Consider the following 26,694-nt stretch of genomic DNA (forward strand, 5'->3'; position numbering starts at 1 on the left):
AGCTAAGGTAACGGCAGGCTTTTTATTGTTTGGAATTATCTAAAATAAGTAATTTACAAATATACTAAATCAAGATACGTAATTGAATATAAGATAAAACTTTAGTTTTTGCAGTGTGAATAGTAATATTATTGTTTGACTTTAGCATTAGTATTTTTATAATTACACAATTTAATATGAGATTTTTCTTAAAAAAGATGCATTTTGAAATACAAGTTAAATAAAATAAATCTACTATTTGATGATAACGACAGCCTTCTCACGGGAATACTAAGCGATATAAACACAAATTATGAGCATGAGCTGCGATGTCAGTAGTATTCGATACATTATACGTGCTTCCCGGTTATCGCATTACTGAGCAAATCTACTCAGGCAGCAAAACCTTAGTTTATCGAGGCATCAGAGAACAAGACCAAAAATTGGTCATCATCAAACTGATGCGAAATGAATATCCTACGTTCGTGGAAATCGCCCAGTTCCGCAATCAATACACCATCACCAAAAACCTTGACCTTCCTGGCATAGTCAAACCCTATAGTTTAGAAAACTACCGCAACGGCTATGCGCTAGTGATGGAAGACTTTGGCGGTATCTCTCTTCAAGACTGGCGACTGGGAGATAAGGCAAAGGAAGGCAATCCTGTTTCTTTGAGTGAGTTTTTCTACATAGCCATTAAAGTTGCTTCCACCCTTGAGCAATTGCATTGCGATGCCTACGGCGAGCTACGCCTACGCATCATTCACAAAGATATTAAACCTGCCAATATCCTAATTAACCCTACCACAGGTGAGATCAGGCTCATCGACTTTAGTATCGCCACCCTCTTGCCAAGAGAAATTCAATCTCTCACGAATCCCAACGTCTTAGAAGGAACGTTGGCTTACATTTCTCCCGAACAAACCGGAAGGATGAACCGAGGTATAGACTACCGCACCGACTTTTATTCCCTTGGTGTCACCTTCTTTGAACTTCTCACCGGACAGTTACCCTTCACCCCCACTGACCCGATGGAGTTAGTTTATTGTCACATTGCCAAAGAACCACTTAAAGCAAGCTTGATTAGCTCCAATATTCCCCCAATTTTATCCAACATCATCAGCAAACTGATGGCAAAAAATGCCGAAGACCGCTATCAGAGTGCCTTGGGATTAAAGCATGACTTGGAAGTGTGTCAAAACCAGTGGCAAGAAACTGGAAATATTGCTCCCTTTGAGTTGGGATACCGGGATATCTCAGACCGTTTCGTTATTCCCGAAAAACTTTATGGTCGCCAACGTGAAGTAGAAACCCTACTTGCTGCTTTTGGACGTGTGACAAGCGGAGTCACAGAAATGATATTAGTAGCAGGTTTTTCTGGTATTGGCAAAACTGCGGTAGTCAATGAAATCCACAAACCCATTGTGCGGCAGCGTAGTTACTTTATCAAAGGTAAATTTGACCAGTTCCAACGTGATATTCCTTTGTCAGGATTGGTACAAGCTTTTCGTGACTTAATTGGACAAATACTATCGGAAACTGATGCTCAAATTGAACAGTGGAAAGTCAAGATTTTGTCAGCCTTGGGTACACAAACTCAGGTAATTACCGATGTAATTCCTGAACTAGAACAGATTATTGGCAAGCAACCCCCAGTTGCAGAACTCTCTGGCATTGCTGCTCAAAATCGTTTCAATTTGTTGTTCCAAAGATTTATCCAGTTGTTTACCGCTAAAGGACATCCCTTAGTTATTTTTCTGGATGACTTGCAATGGGCAGATACAACTTCTTTGAAATTAATTCAACTATTAATGAGTGAAAACCCGTCATCTTCTCTCGCAAATGAAATAGATAAACTAGATGAAGCTAAGGGAGGTTTCCTGGTTGTTGGTGCGTATCGGGATAATGAAGTTTCAAAGGCGCATCCGCTTTATTTGACACTACAGGAGATTGAAAAAGCTGGAGCAGCTATTAATACTATCACTCTATCACCTTTAAATCAAGGTGATTTAAACCATCTGATTGCTGATACCCTTCATTGCCCTGAAGTATTTGCTGTTTCTCTCACCCAAATGGTATTCGCCAAAACTAAAGGCAACCCTTTCTTTTCTATTCAATTTCTTAAGTCTTTATTAGATGAGAAACTAATTACATTAAACTTTGATATTGGGCATTGGCAGTATGATATTACAAAAATCAAGGCATTAGCCCTTACAGATGATGTAGTGGAATTTCTGGCAATTCAAATAGAGAAATTGCCAATAAATACTCAAAAAGTTTTAAAACTTGCTGCTTGCATTGGCAATCATTTTGACTTAAAAGCTCTCGCCATTATACATGAAAAATCTGTAGTAGATACAGCGTCAGACTTATGGCAAGCATTACTTGAGGGATTAATTTTACCTCAGACTGATGTTTATAAAATATTTCCAGAAAATATTAATGATCAACATTTACTAGTTAATAGTAAAGAATCTACACAATTTCCAAGTTCTAATTTACAACTACCTAAATATAAATTTGTACATGATCGAGTGCAGCAGGCTGCTTATTCCTTGGTTCCTGATGACCAAAAAAAGCCAATTCATTTAAAAATTGGGCTAATGCTGTTAAGTAGTATCTCAGTTGCAGAACGAGAAGAAAATATTTTTGAGCTTGTCAATCAGTTCAATATTGCAGTGGAATTCATTCCTAATCAGGATAAGCGTGATGAACTGGCTACGATGAATTTGATTGCTGGACGTAAAGCTTTGGCATCAACGGCTTATCCAGCTGCGATTAAGTATTTAACTACTGGAATAGAACTATTAACAAGTGGTGATAGTTGGGAGAGTGAATATGAGCTAACCCTAGCTTTACATGAGACAGCAGCAGAAGCGGCATACTTAGCTGGCGACTTTGAGCAAACTGAGCAATTAATAGAGGTAGTGTTAGCACGAGCTAAAACACTATTGGAGAAAGTGAAAGTTTATGAAGTCAAACTTAAAGCCTATGGAGCGCAAAACCAAGCACTCAAAGCAGTCAATACTGCACTAGCCTTTCTGAAGTTGTTGGAGGTGGATTTCCCTGATAATCCTAGCCAGTCTGATGTTCAGCTAGCAATGGTAGAAATCACATCAAATCTAACTGGCAAACGTATTGAAGACTTGATTAGCCTGCCAGAGATGACACAAGCACAACCACTGGCGGTGATGCATATCCTAAGCAATGCAACTATTTTTGCTTATGCAGTTTCTCCTGAGTTTTTACCACTGATTGTCCTTAAACAAATCATTTTATCTGTTAAACATGGCAATACTCCCTTATCTGCTTTTGGATATGTTGTTTATGCATCAATACTCTGCGGAGTGATGGGAGATATTGAAACTGGTTATAAATTTGGCAAGTTGTCTGAAAGTCTTTTATCTAAGTTCCACACTAAAACTGTTACAGCTAAAATACTTACGACATTTAATGCCAATATCAGACCTTGGAAGGAACATACCAGAGAAGCATTAAAGCCTTTACACGAAGCTTATTCGGCTGGACTGGAAACGGGAGATTTAGAATTTGCAGCCTTTTCTCTTTTGGCTTATTCTTACTATTCATATTTCATCGGTAGAGAATTGACAGGGCTAACACAGGAGCTAACAATCTACAGCAATGCTATTGCTAAAACCAAGCAAGAGAGAATGCTTAATTGGCTGACTATTTATTGGCAGAGCGTTTTGAATTTGCTAGGGAATGTAGAATATCCCTGTCGTTTAATTGGTGAAGCCTACGACGAGGAGAAAATGCTACCAATTCAACTTCAAGCCAAGGATAGAGTCGGACTTTTATATTTATATTTCAGCAAACTACATCTTTGTTACCTATTTCAGGATTTTCCTCAAGCAGTTGAAATTGCTATTCTGGCAGAAAAGTATTTAGATGCTGGTACAGGACAACTAGTTGTTCCTCTTTTCCATTTTTACAATTCTCTAATTATGCTAGCTGTGTGCCTTAATTTCGATGAAGCTGAACAAAAACAAATCTTGACAAAGGTAGCTATTAGCCAGGAAAAGATGCAGCATTGGGCAAATCACGCTCCAATGAATTATTTGCACAAGTTTTATTTAGTGGAAGCAGAACGATATCGGGTCATTGGTAAATATGTAGAGGCAATGGAATTGTACGATCGCGCTATTTCCCTTGCTAAAGAACATGAGTACATTAATGAAGAAGCTCTAGCGAACGAACTTGCTGGGAAATTCTATCTAGGGTGGGGCAAACAGAAGATTGCACAAACATATCTAATTGATGCCTACTATAGCTACGTTCGTTGGGGTGCTAAAGCCAAAGTTGACGATTTGGCAAAACGTTATCCTCAGTTACTTGCTTCCATACTCCAGCAAGAAAACCTGAGCTTCCATTCCAGAGATCAAAGTACTTCTCTCAATAGCCTATCTTTATCTACTACTCTAAGTAATCAACAAACTATTATTGGTTCTAAAACAAGCATTTCCGACTCTCTGGATTTAGCAGCATTCATCAAAGCATCTCAAGCACTCTCTGGAGAAATTGAGCTTGAACGACTGCTTTCTACTTTAATGAAAGTTGTAATGGAGAACGCAGGAGCCTCTAAATGCGCTCTGATTGTGAGCAAAGGTAATAACTTAGATTTAACCATTACTGTGATTAGTTCAAATTCAACTCATACAGAGTTTCCATCAATTAGTTTAGAGTCAAGCGACGATGTTCCTATTACTTTAATTAACTACGTTAAACGTACTAGGGAAATTTTCGTCATCGACGATGCAATGGCTGTCGCATCTTTGGCAACCGACAGCTACATTATTCGAGAGTCACCTAAAAGCTTGTTGTCTATACCTATTATCAATCAAGGGAAATTGATTGGTATTCTTTACCTAGAAAATAATCTAACTACAGGAGCATTTACAAGCGATCGCGTTGAAGTTATCAAACTCCTCACTACTCAAGCAGCAATCTCGCTAGAGAATGCCATCCTCTATAAAAATTTGACACAAGCTAAGGAAAACTTAGAAGAATATAACCATACGCTAGAGGAAAAAGTTGAGGTAAGAACGCAAGAACTTAACAACAAAAATCATCGTTTACAGCAAGCCCTGGAGGAATTGCAACGTACCCAAACTCAATTGATTCAAAGTGAAAAAATGTCTTCATTAGGGCAGATGGTGGCGGGAATTGCCCATGAAATTAATAATCCCATCAACTTTATTCATGGCAATATTACTCATGCTAGTGAATATGTCCAAGATTTGCTGGATTTAATTACTCTTTATCAGCAGGAATACCCTCGTCCTTCACCTCTAGTTGAGGATAAAACGGTAGAAATAGACATAGATTTTTTAGCAGAAGACCTGCCAAAAACTTTAGCTTCAATGAAGCTTGGCAGTTCGCGCATCAGAAATATTGTTTTGGGCTTACGCAACTTCTCTCGTCTAGATGAATCGGAAATGAAACCTGTAGATATTCATGAGGGTATCGACAATACCTTGATGATTTTGCAGCACCGACTCAAGGCAAAGAGCGATTATCCAGAAATTGAAGTCATCAAAAAATACGGACAACTGCCAGAAGTTACTTGCTACGCTGGTCAACTTAATCAGGTGTTTATGAATATCCTAAGCAATGCGATCGATGCTTTGGAGAATTCAGAAGTCAGTAGTCAGTGGTTAACGGTCAATGGAAAAACAACTGACAATGAACAACCGACAATTGATAATCCTACAATTCACATCTTTACTGAATTAACAGATTCAAATACTGTAATAATTCGATTTGCTGATAACGGTTCTGGTATGACACAAGCAGTGAAACAGAAAATCTTTGACCCATTTTTTACCACTAAGTCGATAGGAAGTGGTACAGGATTAGGGTTGTCAATTAGCTATCAGATTGTTGTGGATAAGCACAAGGGTAGTTTAACTTGTGATTCCACATTAGGAAGGGGAACTGAGTTTGTAGTTGAAATACCGATGCGACAGTAGACTTCTGGTATTCTGAATATTAGGAATTTTGCCAGAAGTCTAGTCAAATAGCTAAGCTAGAGGACGCATGTAGTTTTCATATTTACTAAAGAATTTTGACGCACACGCTGTTCTGTAATAACCATTTTGACGCCATTGCCAGGTGCAAGCGTCATACCTCGGCGCTGGGGTCGCTCTGGTTTTTGATCTGCCAACCTCAGTTGATAGTTTGACAAGATAGTTGCTAATACTAGCTTCATTTCAAAGACAGCTAAAGCCTCACCAATACAGCGTCGGACACCGCCACCAAAAGGCAGAAATTCATAAGGAGAAAATTGACGTTCTAGAAAGCGCTCTGGCTTAAACTGCTTCGGCTGTGGATACAAATCTTCACGGTGATGAGTGAGATAAATGCAACCTTGCATTACCGTACCAGGTTCTAACGAATATCCCAGTAGTTCAACAGATTCTTGCACTACCCTGGGCAATGTGAACATAGCCACGGGGTGAATCCGCAAGGTTTCATTACAGACAGCGGTGAGATAAGGCAGCCGATAAATGCTCATAGGGTCTTTTGAATCACCCAGAGTATCTAATTCCTGAAACAGTTTTTCACCTACTTCTGGCAAATGATGAATCCAATACAAAGCCCATGCGATCGCTGTAGCTGTAGTTTCATTTCCGGCAAGCATTAGAGTCATCAACTCATCGCGCAACTCTTGATCCGTCATTGTGTTACCTGCTTCATCTTGAGCGAACATCAGCAACGAGAGGATATCGATACGCTCTAAATCGGGATGCTCTCGGCGTTCGGCAATATCTGCGTAGAGCAGTTCATCAAGTATTCGTCGATCATGTAGAAACTTTCCCCAAGGACTCCAAACTCCTAAATCTTTTTGCAAGAAGGAGAACAAGAGTAAGCTAGACGTGAGTGGCGACCGAAAGACATCCGACATCAACACTGTAAATAAATGCTTGAGTTTTTGATAACGTTCTCCTTCATACAAACCAAATACGGTTTGTAACATGACTTGCAAGGATATCTCCTGTGTGATGTCACGAGCTAGGAAGGGTTGATTTTTGGGTAACTGACTCAAGACTTTTTCAGTCAAATTACAGATTTGCTGCCCGTAGACTTGCATCCGCTCTCCATGAAAGGAGGGTGTCACAAGTTGCCGTTGTCGTTTGTGTTGCTCGCCGTTCAGTAAGAGCATTGAATTGTCACCGACTAAGGGATGCATAACACTGTTTGCCTTACCGAGGGCGGCAAATTTCTTGCGATCGCTACTTAAAAGTTTCTGGATTGCTTGGGGATTGTTAACGAATACTACAGTATCCCCAAAACCAACGATCTCAGCAGTGAAAATATCAGGATATTCCTGAACTGCGCTTTCCAAATATCCTACTGGATCAAAAACCCACTGGAGTTTCTGTACAAAAGAAGAGGTTTTGAGAGTATTTGGGAGTTTCATCTAAATCTTTAATTGCGTAACACTACTGTTAGAGAATTCTGCAAGAAATTTAAAGAATTACGATCGCGCTAGCTAAGACAAGGCAAAACCAGTAGGTTAACAGCATATAGGTATGATGATCTGCCTGGGGATTGCGATAAAGCATAATTCTAGCGGCAATAATCCAGCAGAGTACTGTGAGTCCAAGTTCACATGCCAAGACATTCAAAGTATTTCCCGCAGGCATCATCAGTACTAAATGAATTACAAGTGGTAAAAATGTAAAGCCCACACTTAGTATCACTCGGCTTGCTGTTTCTCCAATCACCATCGGCAATGTCTTGCGACCAATAGCGCGATCGCCTTCCATGTCACGAAAATCCTGAACAGCGACTAGTGTAGTCCAGAAAACTCCCATCATGAATATCCAGCGCCAAGCGATCGGTGTAATTGGTGTGACTATTTCCCATGCTGCGGCAAGTTCTGCAACTGCACCAACTCCGATTACAAGACCTTTGGTAAACCAATTCTTATCCCAACCAGCGAAGTGATATAGAAAAGTGAATAGTTGCCATAGCAATGCCCATTCTAAAACTCCAAGCCACAGCCCGATCAACGAGAATGCAATTTGGCTACAAGCCAATCTAACTAAAGCTCCATGATATGAAACAGCTCCAGTTACAAGTGGGCGATCAGGCTTATTAATCCGATCCTCATCTATGCCAATGATTTGGTTAGCGATACAAAATGATAAGATGAACAACAAAAAATAAATAAAGCCACGTTCTAATGCCAAAAACAACTCCCCAAGAGATGATTGGCTGTTCTTCCAGGCGGCTATTATAAACAGCAGTGCAGGCAAAATCGTGGTGGAATAATCGCGCCTAATGAATAGCCAAATCAGGTATGGTTCACGAATCAGGCTACTACTAAATTGTGTCAAAACCTGAAATTTTGCACTATTGATCATAATAACTAAATCCTTAGTAAAATCAAGTTTGACAATGAATTTTAGCTACAACACAAATTCACATAATCTGAATGTTATGCGAATAAATATTGATTAAATCTGCAATTTAACTGGTGAAAAATACAAGATTACACCAAGTTTTCAACAGAACATTAATTACATTTATGCTGCTGTTTTTGGTGTTTAAAGTTAGGTGTATGTTCCCAAGATTAATTAATAATTGTTCAATACTTTCTTTAAAAAGATATCCGTAATTACACGTAATTAAAAAATATTATAAAAAAAATATTAAGCTGACGCCGATTCATGATAAATACTGATGACAATCGGAAAAAGTGCAATAGCGTTTAGTAGCAATGCTAATTAGCTAAAAAGGCAAGGGTATTAATAACTAATTATAAATATTTCGTTCTGTAATTTTATGTATTATACAGCAGCTAATGCGATCATAAGATTTACGCTGAGAGAATGAGCAAACTAAAACCAAAGATTGATGCCACATGTGTGTAGAGACGTTACATGTAACTGTTTAGAGACCGTAGATGTAACGTCTCTACAGGGTTTCGGGTTTTATTTATGTACTTCATTTACCTGAAATCTGCTGTATGTCTGCTGTTTAAAATTCTCAAAAATTGCCTCTGCGGCTTATTATCGTCATTACCTTCGTTATCTAAATCTTTGCAGTGGTGAGTCTGTTGAGGAAAAATAAGTAATTTTTTTGGTACAAATCTAGCTATTGCTAGATGCTGTAATTCTGTTAAAAGCTATAATTTACAACTGTTGAACAAAGAGATTAACTTGTGGATGTCATACTAGAGCGATCGCACGAACTAAAACAAGCCATAGTAGATTTTGTCCTAGACGCAGAGGGGGAACTGGCACAAGCACTAGAAACCTATGCAGCGAAACAGTTACGTCGTGGGAGTGGTGATAGCACACAGCAGGACTTAATTATTGACAGTTTTCTCACAGAAGGAAAAGTCAATGAGCAGTCACCACTAGAGTTATTTACACAAAGCAATCCTAATTTATTAGAGAGCGATCGCAACCTGATCAACAGCTGGCATCGTAGTTTTATTGGCTTATTTGCTATAGCTAACACCCTACCTGATGGCTTTGAGTTAACGAACTGGCTCACAGATAAAAATTACATTGTCAAGCCAAACAATGCCAAAACACTACAGGAAATATCTCGGTTAAAAGTAGGAGAAATCATTTTAACTCGAATTTCTCCCGTCACCGATAGCTATTGGATGTTTTCTGGCCCCTACACACTGATGGGTAAATTGGGTAAACCAAAACTTGCTGTAGCAATTGGCAATTTCAAAGATAACTATAAAAGTAATCTTTACAGCGATGCTCCAGACTTGCTAGAAGAAGCTTGGCAATCAGTAGTAAAATACCACCAACAGTTTGTTGACTTTTTTGGCGCTGATGAAATCACATTACCTGGTTATCAGCTTAATAAAAAAATAGCTGAATTTCAAGAATTAATTACTGAGAAACAGTTAGCAGATGCAGGAATTGATCCATCAAAATCCCTGGCTGAAGTGGCAGAAGCCGCTGGCATTGGAGATGAGGAAATCAAAGCAGCGGCAGAAGAATTTGGTGCTGACTCCAAGACAGTTTCTCAAATGTTTAACAGCAAAAGTGGCAATAGTAAAATGGTGATGCCAAAGGTTGATTTACCTGCCGAACTCAAGAAAGCAGAACAGGTAACAGCTCTTTCTCATCCTCGTTGGGGACAAATGTTTTTACCAACATACAGTAAAATCCAAGCAATTTTATCAGCAGAAGACTGGCACAATATTGAAGGTGCTGAAAAACTAATTCGCTACTACCTCGAAGATAAAAGTATTAATGCATTTATCTGGCATCGATTAGCGCAACAGTATCCAACTCAGTTAGAAAAGGTGTTGCAGACATTTCTACAACGTCCTGACCTTCGCCTTGCAACCAACTTAGACGCACTTTTGCAAGAATTTCACAAACCCATCGAGCCGGAATTACCAGAAATTGCTAGTGTCCCCATACATCTGCATAACTTATTTCAAGAAGCTTTAGGAGAAGTGAATAAATCTAAGCCTAAGAGTAAAGGGCAACAAAAGCCAGCAAAGGGTTTTCAACGAGGTTAACTCACTCGCCATCTTTCCCACTCCTTCCCTCTTTTTTACCCTTCCAGTGTCCGCACATAAACTATCTGATCTTGAGCATCATAGAGAAACAAGGGTAAGTTAGCATTCTCACTAATTACGGCTAGCGCTTCCCGTAAAGTTTGTAAGTGATTGGTAAGGTCAACAGAAGTAGCTAAGTTCTCAGAATAAGAATTTACTAAGCTATTTTGGATTGTTTGGTCATACTCAGGAGTTAACCGGACAATAATTCCTTCGTTGTCTATGCTAAAGGTGCAAATCTGAATTCCATTAACACAAGTTTTATCTAGGTCTGTGCGAGTTTGTTGCAAATTACTAGTAACTTGTAGTTTCTCTTGTGCTTGTTTGAGGGCAACTGAATAAGGTTCGATGAGAGTCTGAGTTTGAGTGTAGTAAAAGCTATCACGAGATATCTGTTTAGCAGTTTGCAAAGCCTGATCCCAGTATGTAGCCGCTGCTTGCCATTGATTTTGTTGTTCATAGGCTTTGGCTTGATTGGCAGTGCTGACAGCTTGTTGGTAGGTTTTGGCAGCTAATTGTTCTTGAGTAGTGCGATCGCGTGCTGCTGTGAGTTTCGGTTTATAATCTGCTAGCAGCTTTTGTGCTTCTTGATAACCAGGGCTAGTCTGGGGAATCACATTTAAGGCATTAACTGCTACCTGCCAAGTAGACTGTATCTTTTGCCAGTCATTCAAAGATTTAGCAGTGGCTTCCCGGTTAGCGGCTGCATTGGCTACTGCTTTTGCTGCTGTGAGTTTTTTCAGCCATTTTTCTGCAATGAGCATCTGCTGATTTACAGTATGCAATTTGACACGGTAATCCAGCAATTTCGCTTGCACTAATGCATAGAGCTCACTGTTGGGACTTACAGCCTCTAGTGGCGCGATCGCCTGTCGCCATAAATGTTGTCTAGCTTGTAATTCCTCCAGACTATATGCAGGAGTTTGAATTTTTTGTGCTGCTATGGATGCAGTCTGCAAAGCCTTGACTACCTGGTTAATTTTTTCTACCCGCCCTGACAAATTTGTTTGTAGTTCTTGTGCTTGCTGATAATGGGGCGACCAACGGGGAATCGGTTTCAAAGCTACACTGGCTGCTTGAAGTCCCTGTTGCACTGCAAACAATTCATTTTCCGACTTGGCGCGGCGCGTCAATTGCTGAGATTCGGTTTTTAATTGCTCAGCAATTTGGACTTGCTTACACTCAGACATTACACAAGGACGAGTCAGACAGTAAGCACCGCCAGCTAAGACTACAAATCCTAGCACTGCACCCAGCATAATAGGTTTAACTTGACGTGCTGGCTTAGAAGCTGACAAATCCGGCGCACCCACAAACGGGTCAAATAGTTCCTCTTCCTCAGTCTCGTCAATAGGTGGAGCAAAAGTCAGAGAAGATGAAGGGCATGGAAAGGACAAGGAGGACAAAGTAGAATTTTCTTCCTTGTCTTCCCTATCTCCCCTTGCGCCTCTGCTCACGCCAGTCACCTCAACGGGGGAAACCCCCCCACGGCGCTGGCTCCCCTCCTGCCCCTCTGCCTCCCCTTCCCCCCTCTGCACCGTTAAAAAACGTTTGGCATAAGGAAGTTTTTCACCAAAGACTCTGAGGAAACATTGCACGTGTTGCTCTCTGTGGGGTGCTAGAGACTGGAGTACTTCCTCAAGTACTGCAAAAATCGTCTGAGAGTCAACTATCGTACCTGATGAATGTTGCGTTAAAATCATTAACTCGTCTTTATTGACGCCACACTTAACTTGGAAGAATTCAACCAATGGGACTTCTACAAGCAATTGTTCCTGCAAAGTTTTGGCTAAAAGTTGTAAATCTTCCTGCTGGACTGCTACTTTCATAGAGCTTTGTGCTGATCTTCTATATAGTTTTTCTGATCTTTGAGGGGAGGAAATGAACTTTTTGGGTTAATTGATATAGATGCACAGTTTTAACCAATCACAGCCTGAGAATCAGAACGACCAACTTTCTAACACAAATTCCGTCTTTTAACCAAAAATTAAAATAGCAGTAATAATTGTTCGCTCCGCTACATTTTTGGTTGACTAGATGTGAAATTAAACAATCTGTCCAAAAGTAGAAATTACAAATAAAAAATGGGAATAATAAAGTTTTTGAGGATTTTAACTGCATTACTTAGTGATAATTAAATTCATGGTAGCTACTACCCTCAGCTTCTAGTTGCAGAGCAGTTGTAATAGAATTATCTAAAGGTGAAGGAGACAATGCTATGTCATGTATAGTTGCATTCAGAGATATTACTTGTTAGAGAGGAGGCAGCAAAAAAGACTCCTGACCCCTAACTCATAACTTATACAGAGATTTTTGACAGAAATGCTAGTTATCTTCTATGCTGGGAGATTTACTGAGGAGATTAATTACGTTTTGTTGACTTGGCACAAATGGGTTGGTTATAGAAATTAATTTGTCTCATCTGCCGAATTCGATAAAATTGATCGATGAAAAATAAATTCCTATAGTTCCCCAAAACTTAATTCTGCAATTAAGGTGCTGCAAAAGATTAAAGACAGCACCAATCAAAAGCTTTGAAAGTGTCAATACAAGGTGCGTCAATGGATTTATTAGAGTACCAAGTTAAAGAATGGTTTGGGAAGATAGGCATTCCGGTATTGCCTTCCCAAAGAATCGACCATCCCACAGATTTAAAACGTTTAAAAATCCGTTTTCCGATTGTACTAAAATCTCAAGTACATGGAGCTGAACGGGCAAAAGCTGGTGGTGTTAGATTTGCGGAAACGACAATTGATGCGATCGCCGCTGCACAAAGTATCTTTAATTTACCGATTTGGGGTGAGTTACCAGAAGTTTTATTAGCAGAATCTCAATACGACGCCAAACAGGAATTTTACTTAGCAGTGGTTTTAGATACTGCTGTTTGCCGACCAGTACTTTTAGGTTGCAAAGAAGCCAATATTGATTGGGAATCGGCTGGGGAAAAAATGGTGCATGTTGTCGTTGAACAAGAATTCTCTCCATTTTATGCGCGACGACTAGCTTTGAAAATGGGCTTGCAGGGAACGCTAATGCAATCGGTAAGCAGCGTTGTCGAAAAGATGTATCAGTTATTTGTGCAGAAAGACCTGGATTTAGTGGAAATTAATCCCCTGGCAGTTAATGCTGCTGATCAAGTTATGGCTCTCAATGGTAAAGTTAGGGTCAATGAACGGGCAATCAAGCGTCATCCAGATCTCGCTCAGGTAGCGGCAAACATCATCAGCCGTCATACCAGTACTGAGATTAACGGCATTTTAGGCGACTGGGATGGTGTAGAAATGCACGGCAAAATCGGTATTTTGGGTAATGGCGCTGGTTCGGTAATGGCAACCTTAGATTTAGTCTCTAATGCTGGTGGTAAACCTGGTGTTTGTTTAAATCTACGTCATGCTTTCCTTACAGATACAGCACCAACGACCTTTCGCGATCGCTTAGACATTGGTCTGAAAATCTTAAACGCTGACAAAAGTATTCAAGTGATACTAATTAACTTCTTAGGTAGCATTCCTCAATCTGAAGAAGTAACTGAAGTCATCGCTAAATTTGTGCAGCAAGACAAAAGCGAACTCAAATCCCAGGCTGTAAGCTCGAATGGCAGTAAAAGCCTTCGAGTACCTAATTTTCTACCCTTAGTTGTCCGTCTTGCCGGCTCTGAATTCAACGCCGCTAGAGAATATTTCGCAGAACTAAAAACCCACACTGATGCGCTGATAGTGGTAGAAAATTTAGATGAGGCAGTAGACAAAGCAGTTCGTTTGGCTAAGTTAACCGCTTCTAAGAAATAATTACTGATCCGTAATTCGTAATACTCGCGCCTGGCGCGAGAAGCAAGCTACGTAATGGGCTACGCCCCGCTATACTAACGTAATTCAAAGGGTACAGAGCAAGCACTGATTGTAACTACGAATTACATGAGCACAGTGGTAACGATAGCGGTAGGGAGAAACGAGCGTCATTATCAATTACGAATTACTTTGACGCTTGAGTAGTCACTAGTGCTGTGGTATCGAGCGTTTACCTGGAAGCCGACGCCTAGACTTCTCTCAAAATTCAAAAATTATTAATTTTTACCGCAAGGGAAGAATTTTTAAGCTTGACGACGCTGAAACTAGGTAATCTTAGTAAAAATTAAAAGTACTAGGTTGTCAAACTTACGGTAATTTTTATGAACTTAACACCAGACAGTAAAGTGCTGATTCAAGGCTTTTGTGAATTCATCTCAGGAACTCATATTGCTCAAATGAAAGCTTATGGCACAAATTTGGTAGCTGGTGTCAATCCCGGATGTGGTGGACAGCAACTTAACGATCTGCCAGTATTTGACTTGGTGGAGGAAGTGATAGCAGAATTTGGAGCAATTGACACAACGATTATTTGTGTACACCCTTTCCAAGTATTAGATGCGGCATTGGAAGCGATCGCATCTAATATCGGTCAGATAATTATTATCACTGCTGGCGTGCCGCCTTTGGATATGGTGCAATTACTTCGCAAAGCCGAGGCGTGTGAAACTCTTGTGATAGGGCCAAATAGTCCTGGGATCATTGTGCCAGGGAAAATTCTTTTAGGCACTCACCCTAGTGAATTCTACACTCCTGGGCCAGTAGGCATCGTCAGCCGTAGCAGCACCCTCACCTACGAAGTTGCCTACGAATTGACCAAAGCTAATTTAGGACAGTCAATTAGTGTCAGTATTGGTAGTGATGCGATCGTCGGTTCCTCGTTTCTGCAATGGCTGCAAATTCTCGATGAAGATGAAACTACGCAGGCGATCGTTTTAGTCGGTCAACCCGGTGGAGGTAGTGAAGAAGCTGCGGCGCGGTATATTGCTGAAGCAATTGATAAACCAGTAATTGCTTATATTGCTGGCAGACAAGCACCACCAGGAAAAAGTTGGCGTCAGACTGGGACTTTGGCAACGGTTATCGGACGTGATTCTAACTTTGGCACAGCTCAAAGTAAATTAGCTGCTTTAAAAGAAGTACATGTTCCGGTAGCTGAACGTCCTTCTCAAATTCCAGAATTGGTCAGAAAAAGGATTAATTGAAATTTCTCGGTTAAAGGGGAAAGGGAAAAGGGAAGGGTTTAAATTTACCCCTTAATCTTTTCCTAGACCATAGCAGAGTTGAAGAGTACTTATCCGAGAAGGATTACGATGTGCTGTTAGAGCGATCGCACTTTTAAAGACTAGTCATTACTTGAGCTAATTCATTCGATAAATCAATGACAGGTTCTTGCTGCTTTTTAAATAAAACACCAGCCAAAAAGTAATAATCACCAGAATAAAAGGCCATTTTGTTTTTCCGTAAACCTTCTATATGTTTTTTGACTTTTGGCTCAGAGCTATAGTATCCAAATTCTAAAGGTAAAATCAGAAAATTACTCACACAATAACCATTTTCTTTTGCTTGTTTGAGTGTACCTTTTGGATTAGAAAAGCTAGACACCAAAACTAAAACATTTTCGTAACCTAATGATAAAAGATTGTTGGTAACTGTTGCTCCATCTATGCCTCCAAATAATAGCGGCATACAAATATCTTGATCTGGTGCAGGAAGATACGGCGGATTGGCTACAAGATACTTAGCTTTGGGTTTAGAAGATTTAAACAAACAGGAATTATAGATTACGTATTTATTACCAAGATTATATTCATCAATTGTTGAATTTGCGACTTTCCATGCAGAAGTATTTAATTCAAATCCGCGGATTACGCCCTCAAACTTGTTTCTCAATAATGTATTAATCACGGGACTGCCATCTCCCGAACCAAACTCAACAATAGATTCAGATTGTTTACAATTTCTCAAAACAAGGTTTTCTAAGCAGTTGGAATAAAAAATAGATTCATCAGGGCAAAAAAAGATATCTTTCATTTGACTGTACTTCAACGGTAATGTTATGATCAATGTAATAAGAGGTTATTTAATACCTCTATCAAAGCAATAAAAAACCGTTCCTTTAGTAAGCAAGTCACTACTAAAGAAATTAGATTGGTGGTGAATTAGCAATAGAATTATTAGAAATGCAAAATTAAAAATGCCAGAAGAAACCTGCCATTTTTGCTTACTAATTTTTTGCATTTCTCCCATGAAAATAGGGATTTATTCAGATTCACGTATTGAACGCACTACAGCTTTAGCTGCGCGATCGCCCATTAGTTTCTCTTGGTCATACCCAAGTACCAATTCCCATGCTTGGTTAGGATACCTTTCTACTAAAGGCAAAGCCACATCATCTAACATCCAACGTCCGTGGCGTTCATCTTCTCTGATGTGTAGTTCCCAGTAACCCATTGCTGCCTCTGAGAGTCCCAATCGTTGCGCCGCCGCTAAATAATTTCTGTAAGCCGCTGGCCCAGCTACCTCAAAATATGTCAGTCCCCCGCTGTAACGCAGAAAATGGCGCTTACGCTCTGTCACCAGAAAGTTATGATTACCACAAGCTATAACTTCCCAAGGTACTAAATCAAAGTATCCCTCTGGTTCGGTATTCATGCCAAACTCAGCAAGCATTTGAGCAAAAAATGTAGAGTGCTTGCGAGATAAACGACCGTTGCCGTATTCTTCCAGTAGTACGCGTACAAGCGTACATTGCACCTCATTGGCAGTACCACCCAAAATCCGGGAAAGACGGCTACCTTCGACTAAACCATCAAAAGAAGCGATCGCTAACAAATGACGATAGCCAGCTTCCGTCATTTCCTCGCGGATATAGCGACTATCATCTGACAAAGGCGGATCTAAATCGAAAGATGCACGTTCAATTAGCCCTTGTTTTACATCCAATTGTTGTAGTGCAGCCACATCGATTTGTGCAAGTTCCCACTCTTGCCAAGCTGCCTCAATTTGGTCACGACATGAGTGCAAGTAAAGCGATCGCTCATTGGTGTAGTGCTGCAAATCATCGTACCAAAACAGCTTTAGCCGATTAATGCGATAAAGTATTCGCTGAAGAAAACGGTGAGCTGGTTCGTCACCGCAGCCATTTTGATAGGCAGCACAAATTGCCATTGAGAGTACACGTTCAAACTCATTGACTTTCGCAACTTCTACATCCAGTTTATTGTCCAAATCCTCCGTAGCCAGCAGTTCTATAAACTGCTGCTCAGCACTGTTGTACTTAGTTGCCGTTCTTTCCTGTGTTTGCGTACTCTTTCCCGCAGCCTCAGCATTGGGGAACATAACTAAATTACTTTGCATGGAATCTTTGGTAGCTTTGCAAAGGTGTGAAATTAGTTCCACCCCTAATATTTATATATCCATACTCGTAGCTTTCTCTACCTCTTTCCCTGGTTATAAAGCAAAGATTAAATTTAGCAAGGGTCAGAAGTCAAGGGTCAAAAGTCAAGAGACAGTGGTTCTTTATTTCCCCAGTCTCCAGCCCCCAGCCCCTACTCCCCACTCCTTGCCTGACTCGGCGGAATCTGTTCAATAGGAATCAGTGCTTCCATCACCGACTTAACAATTGGTGCGGCGACAGTAGAACCGTAAGCATTTTCTCCTTTTGGCTCATCCACTAATGCCAACACTACATAGCGAGGAGATTCTACGGGTAAAATGGCTACAAAGCTAGTTATCCTAGCACCACTGATGTAGCCTCCAGAGGGACTAGCTTTTTGGGCTGTCCCAGTTTTACCAGCAATGCGATATCCCGGAATTTGTGAAGGCTTGCCTGAACCTTCAGTAACCACACTTTCCATCATTTCTACTACCGTGTTAGCTGTGGTGGCTGAGAAAATTTGGCGTGGTGTGGCGCGATTGGGCGAATAATGCATCTGCCCCTTGCTATCAATCAGTCCTCGCACGACGTGAGGTGTGACTAATTTGCCGCCATTGGCTAAAGCTCCGTGTAATTGCACTAGTTGCAACGGTGTTAAAGACAAGCCTTGACCGAAGGAAGTAGTAGCTGGTTCAATGGGCGAGGCGATAAATTGCTCTTGACTTTTAAGCCGACCGCTGACTTCAAAAGGTAAATCTGTATCAACTTTTTGTCCTAACCCCAAGCGTTCCAGCCAGTTGTAATAGGCTGAAGGCTGCAATCGTTGGATAATTTGCACCATGCCAATATTGCTGGAATGTTGCAGAATTTGGGCAATGTTGATTCGCCCATAACTATTATTCAGAGCATTTTTGATCGTGCGGTCAGCCACTTTAATGAAACCGGGGTCATTAAAAGTATCATCTGGTTTGATGACACCATTTTCTAGTGCGATCGCCACATTCAAAGGCTTGAAAGTCGATCCCGGTTCATAAAGATCCGCCACCGTCCAGTTTTTGAACAGTGAGATATCAGAGGTGGAGTATTTATTAGGGTTATATGTGGGCTGAGAAACCAGGGCTAGTAGAGAACCATCGGACGCATCCATGACAATTACTGCCCCACGTTTTGCACCAAACTTCTCCATCTGTTGTTTTAGAGCAGTGCGAGTAGCCCGTTGCAGACGGCTATCGATAGTGAGTTGCAGTCGCAAGTCATCAAAATGCAAAAAGCCTTCAGGAGCATGATTCGGCATGATTGCCCCATTACCCGATCGACTTAGCCGCACTGTTTGTACAGAACGTTCTAACAACTTCTCTTGAGAATACTCCACACCTGCCTGACCGCGACGATCTATATTTACATAGCCCACCACGTCAGCAATCAAATCATCTGGTGGGTAAAAGCGGGAGTATTTTTGAATCAACTCCAAGCCATTTAAGTTCAAAGAGGTGATGCGGTCAATAATTTCTTCAGGTAGCGGCGGAGCAAGTGTGATCCCGCTTTTTTTGCTTTGAAAGGTTTTCACCAATTTAGCAGCATCTTTATTGATGATTGGGGCAAGTCGCTCTGCCATCTCTTCATTGGACTTATTAAACAGCTTGGGATGAGCGTACAAAGTATACATCGGACGGTCAATCGCCAAGATATTGTTACTGCGATCGACCACTGGCCGACGTGGCATGAAAGGTCGCAAATTAACCATTTGCTGGTTTCGCGCCCTCTGGGTTAACTTTGGCCCACGTACAATTTGCAAGTAATACAAATTGATTGCCAATCCCAAGCCTGCTGCTATTAATATGCCCCATGCAATGAACAGCCGGTACTTATTATTGGGTGTTTTGTCTTGGGTATTAGAAGCAGGTTTACCCATCAACCCTCGTCTAGAACGCTTCTGCCGCCTCGTAAGTGTTGGATTCCGAAAATTCTTTTGCATTGTCCTACTCAGTAGCAAACTGCTTTATGGAGTCAAAAGTCAAAAGTTCAGAGTAATTAACTTTGACCCTTGACCCTTGACCTTTGACCTTAGTATCCCAACGGCGAAAGGGTTTGCTGTTGCGTTTCGGAATTTAGCGTTTTGGGAGACGATGCTGGATTAGGACTTTGAGGTACTGGAGACAAGAAAATTGTCCCTTCAGGAGTTGGTGAGACTAGTCCTGCTGTTGGTCGTTCTGCTTCCTCAGCCATTTTGTTTGTCAGCGTTGCATTGGTTGTTGTCAGCAGCCGCTCATGACGTTGTAGGTTTTGCACTCTGCGGTATGCCTGACTCCAAAGCTCTTGAGAATATACCGTCCAGCCATAAACCACAAGTGTCGCAGCGACAAATAAAAACGCCACAACTGACGAATAACGATGTAAAGTGTACAAGCGCAGCAACCATAAAGGTGCTGATTTAGAACCAGGCATTACAGGAACGCCAATAAAATCTTCTTTCAGACTTTTGGGCGTTGCACTTGATCCGTTGAGGTTTGAAGCTTGTTGTCTGCCCAACTCTTTCATCGTTGTGGGTATAACCGCCTCATTTGTAGAAGAAACGGATAAATTTTTCGAGGAACGCCGTTGTTTAGAGACGACTGGTGCAGCTTGAGCAGCGATTGTAGAAGCGCTCCGCGCCGCTGCTCCCTGACGCGCAAAGCGTCGTTTCCTTAAAGGAAGGGTAAAATGTCGTTGGAACCAAGTACCCTTTGCAGAAACATCTGATTTACGAGCAACAACCATAACTTTTTTCAGATTGAAAATACTGTATTTTTGATTAATTGTTTGTTCTTGCTAAGGTTAGAATTGCTTTTTGTGCAATAAGCACACATAACACCCTACACCCTTTTATGTGTTCTGATAGATAGCCGCACCAATGTTTGCATCCTCTGGATATTGCAATGCTTGCAATCAGCGAGCAGCAATCTGACAGATGTATTGCATCTAAAGTATGGCAATGCGGGGTGAAAGGTGCAAGCCTCTGAGAAAAAATAAAAATTCTTGATGTGATCGCTCGCCTTACGAGTAAATTTACTACTTTCTGTTCGCTAATTAAGTTATCTTGCTCGTGAGTTAAGAGAAGCTAATCAGATTACTGGATGAAATAACCTGAAAGGATTGCTTTTGAGTATGTAATCTGACAGCATTTAAAAAAAAGCAATAAATACGGTATCGTATTCAACAGGCGAAAAATTTTTCTAGCCACAATTGGTGAAAGAGGAGTTATGAAAACAAAAATCTTTGGTTTTGCTTTAATGTTAAGTCTGGCTGCAATTCTCGGAGCCTGTGAAGGCACTAATGAACCTGCTGGCACTACTACCACTCCAGGTGCTCCCGGTGAGCCAGCAGATACCGGATCTACCCCTGCCGTTACTACTACTCCCCTTGCTACGCCTACTAAAACACCCTAAACTCTTGCTATCATCGCCCACGCTATGGGTTAGTGACGGCGCTGCTCACTAAACAACTTAAATGAATTAGGGTCAGGCGAAAATACCAGTATTTTTTTATGTTGGTGACTGAGAGCTTGGAGCTTGCTGAAATGTTAGTTTAAGTAAGACAGCAAGTAGAGGACACTGGTGAGGATAGTTTCTGCCGTAACCAGGTGTCCGTCTGTAAATTCTCGCCTGACATAACCTTTTTCCAAGATCAAAAAAGTTGAGTCCGAGAAATATCAGCCACTATGTAGGCAAGGTACTTCGGTGGGTGTAAACTGCTCAGTTTCAAGAGTGCAAAAAATTTATCGCGATCGCTGGCAATTGCTCTTGATCATTGGCTGTAGTCCATTCCATATTGGGATAAGTGGCTTGGTAATGTTGATTGACTTGCCAGATTTTTATTAGGGAAATGTGTAGTAGGGGTATGGCATCCAAAATCTTGTCCACAAACGGACAATCTGGCTGAGGCCATGCCCCTACGGTATATCTTTGACAGTTTTTTTTGTTGCCCAAAATCGAGTAACAACCAAAAGTCTTCTTTTGTAGATGTTAGAAGATTGGTTAGATGGCTGAATCACCGAACTCTGAGTGTTAGAAGAGGGAGATGCAAAGAGTGATGAGAAAGTCCATAAGATTTTTGGTGTTAACAGTAAGTATTTTTACCTTGATAGCGTTGAACAGCCATTGGGGAGCAGCGGTAATGGCATTACCGCCACCAGAGGATACGCCGGAAGAAATATTGCGGACACAGATTATTACAGAAGCGCGATCACCCATTGATGGTAAATCCCTAACTGCTGCCGAATATGCAGAATTACAAGCGCAGCTGCAAAAGGCCCCACCACCAAAACTAACTTCTAATTTGCGACAAACTCTTTTCCTGCTGCGTTTGCGTAAGGCACTGCGTCAAGTTTTCCCGTTTTTCAATTTTTGATGACTTAAGCAGGAGATAGGGATCAAGGGTCAAGGGTCAAAAGTTATTTTCTTTCCCAATCAGCCACTCCCCCGAAAGGAATCAAGACTCATTCTGAGGTAGGATAACGGTGGCGACAAAATTGCAAATAAATGTAAAGAATATATATAGATATTAATAGGACTTACGCAAAAACTCTCTAAAACTCCTATTTCTACCCTGTGGGTTTGCCCTTGGTGTTCTTGTAGAGTAGCCATTCCGCGTCTATGCGGGTCATTTTTACATAATTTTGTGTAAGTTCTGATTAAAAAAGCACATTTAATCACGTTATTTCATGTAGGTAGCTTCATGTCCATGACCACGATCGCCCCTGAACAGGTTAACCGTATCGTTTGGAATCAGCATCACGATCCCTTTGAAATACTAGGTTCTCACCCCATAGAACAAAATGGCAAAACTGTCTGGGCTGTGCGAGCCTACCTACCAAATGCAAGTGCAGCATGGGTAGTCTTTCCTGAACAACGGCAGGAATACCCAATGCAAACAGTGCATAATCCCCACTTTTTTGAATGCACGATTGAAACAGCAGAACTGGCAAACTACCAGTTACGGATCAAAGAAGGGGAACATGAGCGTGTCACCTATGACCCTTACGCTTTCCGTTCTCCCCGCCTGACAGAGTTTGACTTGCATTTGTTTAGTGAAGGCAATCATCACCGGATTTACGAGAAACTGGGATCACACCCCACAGAAATAGACGGCATCAAAGGCGTTTATTTTGCCGTTTGGGCACCCAATGCCCGTAATGTTTCATTACTGGGAGATTTTAACCTCTGGGATGGACGCAAACACCAGATGCGTAAAGGCCCTACCGGAGTTTGGGAATTATTTATTCCCGAAATCGGAGTTGGGGAACATTACAAATATGAAATCAAAAATTTTGAAGGACACATTTACGAAAAATCTGATCCCTACGGTTTTCAGCAGGAACCCCGCCCCAAAACAGCATCCATCGTCACTGATTTAAATTCCTACAAGTGGAGTGACCAAGATTGGATGGACAAGCGGCGTCACACCGACCCACTCACGCAGCCTGTCTCAGTTTATGAAGTACATTTAGGCTCTTGGTTGCACGCTTCGAGTTCAGAACCAGCCAAACTACCCAATGGTGAAACCGCCCCTGTAGTTACTGTCTCAGAACTTAAACCGGGTGCACGCTTCCTTACTTACCGAGAACTAGCAGATAGACTGATTCCCTATGTCAAAGAATTGGGCTACACCCATTTGGAACTGCTACCCATTGCAGAGCACCCCTTTGATGGCTCTTGGGGTTATCAAGTAACTGGGTACTTTGCCCCTACTTCCCGTTTTGGTAGCGCCGAAGATTTCATGTATTTTGTTGACAAATGTCATGAAAACGGCATTGGCGTGATTGTGGATTGGGTTCCCGGTCACTTCCCCAAAGATGGTCATGGTTTAGCTTTCTTCGATGGTAGTCACTTGTATGAACACGCTGATCCCCGTAAAGGCGAACATAAAGAATGGGGAACTTTGGTGTTCAACTACAATCGCCATGAAGTCAAGAATTTTCTAGCAGCAAACGCTCTGTTTTGGTTTGACAAGTACCACATTGACGGGATTCGTGTCGATGCTGTCGCCTCGATGCTCTACAATGACTATTGCCGCGAACCAGGAGAATGGCTACCTAACCAGTACGGCGGCAGAGAAAATTTAGAAGCAGCAGATTTTCTGCGTCAGGTAAATCACACTATTTTCAGCTATTTCCCTGGCGTTCTCTCAATTGCTGAAGAATCTACTTCTTGGCCGATGGTATCTTGGCCTACCTATACAGGTGGATTGGGTTTTAACTTGAAGTGGAATATGGGTTGGATGCACGATATGCTGGACTACTTCAGCATGGATCCCTGGTTCCGTCAGTTCCACCAAAACAATATCACTTTTAGCATGTGGTATAACCACAGTGAGAACTTCATGCTGGCTCTGTCTCACGATGAAGTGGTGCATGGCAAGAGCAATATGATTGGCAAAATGCCAGGGGATACATGGCAGAAATTAGCTAATGTGCGTTGTTTGTTTTCCTATATGTTCGCTCATCCAGGCAAGAAAACCATGTTTATGAGCATGGAGTTTGGGCAGTGGAGTGAGTGGAATGTTTGGGCTGATTTGGAGTGGCACTTATTACAGCATGAGCCGCATCAACAGTTGAAAACGTTTTTCCAAGAGCTAAATAATCTCTACCGCTCTGAACCAGCTTTGTATACTCAAGATTTTGCTGAGCCAGGGTTTGAGTGGATTGACTGTAGCGACAACCGTCATAGTGTAGTTTCGTTTATCCGGCGTGATAAGGATTCTGATGATTTTGCGATCGTAGTTTGCAACTTTACACCCCAACCCCATTCTCACTACCGCATTGGTGTACCACAACCGGGATTTTATACTGAGTTGTTCAACAGCGATGCGCGTCAATATGGCGGTAGTAATATGGGCAACTTAGGTGGTAAGTGGACAGATGATTGGTCATTGCACAGTCGTCCTTATTCGCTGGATTTATGTTTACCACCTTTGGGTGTGTTGATTCTGAAGTTGGATAAAAAGAAGACTGCTGAGGTGATGGGATAATAATTGAGAGTGGGCATTGCCCACCCTCAATTATGCGATCGCAGTATTTAACAGACAAGCGCGAAGTATACAGGTGAACCTGACCAGACGCGAGAAAAACAATTCCCCAACTAACGCAATCATAAGAGCGATCGCTAATCAATATTATTCCTGTTCTAAAATCCTTTCTATATCTTGCCCCGCATAGAGAACCCGCACAACTTCAATGTTTTCATCTCGCTCAAAGTAATCAAAGTTTAGAAATAGCGATCGCACTTTCGTTGATGAGAGAAAAGCGATGTTTAACGACAAGCCAAAGAAGCATCTACGTATCTACTCAGGGACTTGCACAATGTGAGCGATCGCATTTCCTAAACGATTAAAATGATTTGGATTCAGGGTCAATAGAGCGTTTACCTCTGCTTTTAAAGCAGCTTGAGCAATTAAAGCATCAAAAATACCACCACCAGGAAGATTTAAGGTTGCCATTTGAGCGATCGCAGCCTGATAATCATTGACAAGCAGTGGAACTCCCTCTAAATACTGTGATATATCTACAACAATGCTCTGAGCTTGTTGGGGTTGAATACGTGGCTGAATAGGTAAGCGTGTGATGACAGAATATGTTTCAGCTAAACTGTGAGTCGAGATAAAACCTTGAATTTGCCCAGATTTTGCAGCTTTCATCTGTGAAAAGCAAACAGAATGCTGCGGGTGATTGACAATTAATCCAGGAACTAAGACAGAAGTATCAAACAAGACTTTCATCAAGCTATCTGATCTTGAATCCGTTCTTCTCTCAACTCATCTATAAAGGCATTAACATCAAAGTTTTCTGGTAATTCTGCCTCTACAACTAAAATCCCTTCTTTTCGATAAATGTTTGGTTGGTTAAGAGGCAATACATTGGTCATCTCAGAGTTTTGTTGAGTATATTCTTCAATGACTTGCTGACTCAGGTGTCAATTTTTTCTATAATAGCTTGCAAAACAAATTGCTCAGTCGAAATTCCCTGACTGCTTGCCCATTTTTCAATCTTTTGTTGGAGTTGGGGAGGAAAGTTCATAGATGTAAATAGAATTAATACTCCAATTGTAAAAGGCGATCGCTGCGATGGTCACTGAGCTTGCCGTTAGCACAGCCTCTCGTAGAGAAGTGAGGGCTACGCCTACGTGCAAAGCCAATGTTTTAATTACGAATTAGTTGTTTAACGAATCGCCACAGCAGGGAAAACGGTAGAGTTGCGATCGCAAATAAGATTTGAAGAAACTGACCTAACCGACGTATCCAGATAGCATGGAGAGTAGACTGGCGTTGCAGGATTGCTAAATTTTCTCGAATTGTTGTTGTAGTGGGATGATTAACGCCTAAAATGCGATCGCACATTGCCAGGGCTTCAATGTAGAGGGGTTCGGCTTCGCTGTACCACCCTTGGCCTTTGTAGAGTAGAGCTAAATTGTTCAAGCTAGTAGCGACATCAGGATGGTCGCCATCAAACAGCCGCTTTCTCATCGCCAAGGCTTCAATGTAGAGGGGTTCGGCTTCGCTGTACCACCCTTGGCCTTTGTAGAGTAGAGCTAAATTGTTCAAGCTACTAGCGATATCAGGATGGTCGCCATCAAACAGCCGCTTTGTCATCTCCAAGGCTTGGGTGTAGAGAGGTTCGGCTTCGCTGTACCGCCCTTGGCTATAGTAGAGTCCAGCTAAATTGTTCAAGCTAGTAGCGACATTGGGATGGTCGCCATCAAACAGCCGCTTTGTCATCTCCAAGGCTTGGGTGTAGAGGGGTTCGGCTGCGCTGTACCGCCCTTGGCTATCGTAGAGTCCTGCTAAATTGTTCAAGCTAGTAGCGACATCAGGATGGTCGCCATTAAACAGCCGCTTTCTCATCTCCAAGGCTTGGGTGTAGAGGGGTTCGGCTTCGCTGTACCGCCCTTGGCTAT

Annotated in this window: 20 protein-coding genes; 7 read left to right on the top strand and 13 right to left on the bottom strand. The window is 41.5% G+C overall.

Going from position 1 to position 26,694, the window contains the following annotated elements; all coding sequences use genetic code 11:
• The first annotated feature begins 308 nt into the window (after positions 1-308).
• Positions 309-5,969, top strand: coding sequence for an ATP-binding sensor histidine kinase (locus HCR01_RS29305; protein ID WP_193199539.1), 5,661 nt, complete (start codon positions 309-311; stop codon positions 5,967-5,969).
• A gap of 56 nt (positions 5,970-6,025) precedes the next feature.
• Here the strand turns inward: HCR01_RS29305 and HCR01_RS29310 are convergent, their stop codons facing one another.
• Both HCR01_RS29310 and HCR01_RS29315 read right to left on the bottom strand, forming a co-directional pair.
• Positions 6,026-7,420: a cytochrome P450 gene (locus tag HCR01_RS29310; protein WP_193199540.1), complete on the bottom strand. Its 1,395-nt coding sequence runs from the start codon at positions 7,418-7,420 to the stop codon at positions 6,026-6,028.
• A gap of 49 nt (positions 7,421-7,469) precedes the next feature.
• Complete coding sequence (locus HCR01_RS29315; RefSeq protein ID WP_193199541.1) at positions 7,470-8,369, bottom strand: UbiA family prenyltransferase; 900 nt, start codon at positions 8,367-8,369, stop codon at positions 7,470-7,472.
• Positions 8,370-9,169: 800 nt separating this feature from the next.
• On the opposite strand from HCR01_RS29315, the gene HCR01_RS29320 reads away from it, so the two are divergent.
• Positions 9,170-10,504, top strand: coding sequence for a hypothetical protein (locus tag HCR01_RS29320; protein WP_193199542.1), 1,335 nt, complete (start codon positions 9,170-9,172; stop codon positions 10,502-10,504).
• A gap of 35 nt (positions 10,505-10,539) precedes the next feature.
• Here the strand turns inward: HCR01_RS29320 and HCR01_RS29325 are convergent, their stop codons facing one another.
• On the bottom strand, positions 10,540-12,372 hold the full coding sequence (locus tag HCR01_RS29325) for a hypothetical protein (RefSeq protein WP_193199543.1): 1,833 nt from the start codon (positions 12,370-12,372) through the stop codon (positions 10,540-10,542).
• Positions 12,373-13,104: 732 nt separating this feature from the next.
• On the opposite strand from HCR01_RS29325, the gene HCR01_RS29330 reads away from it, so the two are divergent.
• Positions 13,105-14,331, top strand: a complete 1,227-nt coding sequence (locus tag HCR01_RS29330) for a succinate--CoA ligase subunit beta (RefSeq protein ID WP_193199559.1) — start codon at positions 13,105-13,107, stop codon at positions 14,329-14,331.
• Between the two features lie 380 nt (positions 14,332-14,711).
• Positions 14,712-15,593: a succinate--CoA ligase subunit alpha gene (locus HCR01_RS29335; protein WP_193199544.1), complete on the top strand. Its 882-nt coding sequence runs from the start codon at positions 14,712-14,714 to the stop codon at positions 15,591-15,593.
• Between the two features lie 133 nt (positions 15,594-15,726).
• On the opposite strand, the gene HCR01_RS29340 is transcribed toward HCR01_RS29335, so the two are convergent.
• The 4 genes from HCR01_RS29340 to HCR01_RS29355 all read right to left on the bottom strand — a co-directional run bounded on the left by HCR01_RS29340 (position 15,727) and on the right by HCR01_RS29355 (position 20,524).
• Positions 15,727-16,422, bottom strand: coding sequence for an SAM-dependent methyltransferase (locus tag HCR01_RS29340; protein ID WP_193199545.1), 696 nt, complete (start codon positions 16,420-16,422; stop codon positions 15,727-15,729).
• Positions 16,423-16,650: 228 nt separating this feature from the next.
• Positions 16,651-17,748, bottom strand: coding sequence for an iron-containing redox enzyme family protein (locus tag HCR01_RS29345; protein ID WP_193199546.1), 1,098 nt, complete (start codon positions 17,746-17,748; stop codon positions 16,651-16,653).
• 191 nt (positions 17,749-17,939) lie between these two features.
• Positions 17,940-19,742, bottom strand: a complete 1,803-nt coding sequence (locus HCR01_RS29350; RefSeq protein WP_193199547.1) for a peptidoglycan D,D-transpeptidase FtsI family protein — start codon at positions 19,740-19,742, stop codon at positions 17,940-17,942.
• A gap of 89 nt (positions 19,743-19,831) precedes the next feature.
• Positions 19,832-20,524 carry a hypothetical protein gene (locus HCR01_RS29355; RefSeq protein WP_193199548.1) on the bottom strand — a complete coding sequence of 231 codons (693 nt, stop codon included), beginning with the start codon at positions 20,522-20,524 and terminating at the stop codon, positions 19,832-19,834.
• 482 nt (positions 20,525-21,006) lie between these two features.
• Between HCR01_RS29355 and HCR01_RS29360 the strand changes: the two genes are divergently transcribed.
• Complete coding sequence (locus HCR01_RS29360) at positions 21,007-21,192, top strand: hypothetical protein (RefSeq protein WP_193199549.1); 186 nt, start codon at positions 21,007-21,009, stop codon at positions 21,190-21,192.
• Between the two features lie 312 nt (positions 21,193-21,504).
• On the opposite strand, the gene HCR01_RS29365 is transcribed toward HCR01_RS29360, so the two are convergent.
• On the bottom strand, positions 21,505-21,732 hold the full coding sequence (locus tag HCR01_RS29365) for a hypothetical protein (protein ID WP_193199550.1): 228 nt from the start codon (positions 21,730-21,732) through the stop codon (positions 21,505-21,507).
• Positions 21,733-21,835: 103 nt separating this feature from the next.
• Here HCR01_RS29365 and HCR01_RS29370 point away from each other — a divergent pair, with 103 nt between their 5' ends.
• Positions 21,836-22,153: a hypothetical protein gene (locus HCR01_RS29370; RefSeq protein ID WP_226889711.1), complete on the top strand. Its 318-nt coding sequence runs from the start codon at positions 21,836-21,838 to the stop codon at positions 22,151-22,153.
• A 327-nt stretch (positions 22,154-22,480) separates the two neighbouring features.
• The gene (gene glgB, locus HCR01_RS29375) at positions 22,481-24,772 is read left to right on the top strand and encodes a 1,4-alpha-glucan branching enzyme (RefSeq protein ID WP_193199552.1); all 2,292 of its coding nucleotides are present in this window, start codon (positions 22,481-22,483) and stop codon (positions 24,770-24,772) included.
• Positions 24,773-24,916: 144 nt separating this feature from the next.
• Here the strand turns inward: glgB and HCR01_RS29380 are convergent, their stop codons facing one another.
• From HCR01_RS29380 to HCR01_RS29400, 5 genes are all read right to left on the bottom strand, one after another.
• Complete coding sequence (locus HCR01_RS29380; protein WP_193199553.1) at positions 24,917-25,063, bottom strand: hypothetical protein; 147 nt, start codon at positions 25,061-25,063, stop codon at positions 24,917-24,919.
• A 21-nt stretch (positions 25,064-25,084) separates the two neighbouring features.
• Positions 25,085-25,519: a type II toxin-antitoxin system VapC family toxin gene (locus HCR01_RS29385; RefSeq protein WP_193199554.1), complete on the bottom strand. Its 435-nt coding sequence runs from the start codon at positions 25,517-25,519 to the stop codon at positions 25,085-25,087.
• On the bottom strand, positions 25,519-25,665 hold the full coding sequence (locus HCR01_RS29390; protein WP_193199555.1) for a hypothetical protein: 147 nt from the start codon (positions 25,663-25,665) through the stop codon (positions 25,519-25,521). Before HCR01_RS29390 ends, HCR01_RS29385 begins: the two co-directional genes overlap by 1 nt.
• Before the next feature lie 117 nt (positions 25,666-25,782).
• Positions 25,783-25,935 (bottom strand): hypothetical protein, encoded by a 153-nt coding sequence (locus HCR01_RS29395; RefSeq protein ID WP_193199556.1) that lies wholly within the window; start codon positions 25,933-25,935, stop codon positions 25,783-25,785.
• Positions 25,936-25,939: 4 nt separating this feature from the next.
• Positions 25,940-26,694 (bottom strand): tetratricopeptide repeat-containing protein (locus tag HCR01_RS29400; protein WP_193199557.1); only part of this gene is annotated, 755 nt, incomplete at its 5' end.

Origin of the sequence: Nostoc sp. MG11 (assembly GCF_014904695.1) — a bacterium.
Classification (GTDB): domain Bacteria; phylum Cyanobacteriota; class Cyanobacteriia; order Cyanobacteriales; family Nostocaceae; genus Komarekiella.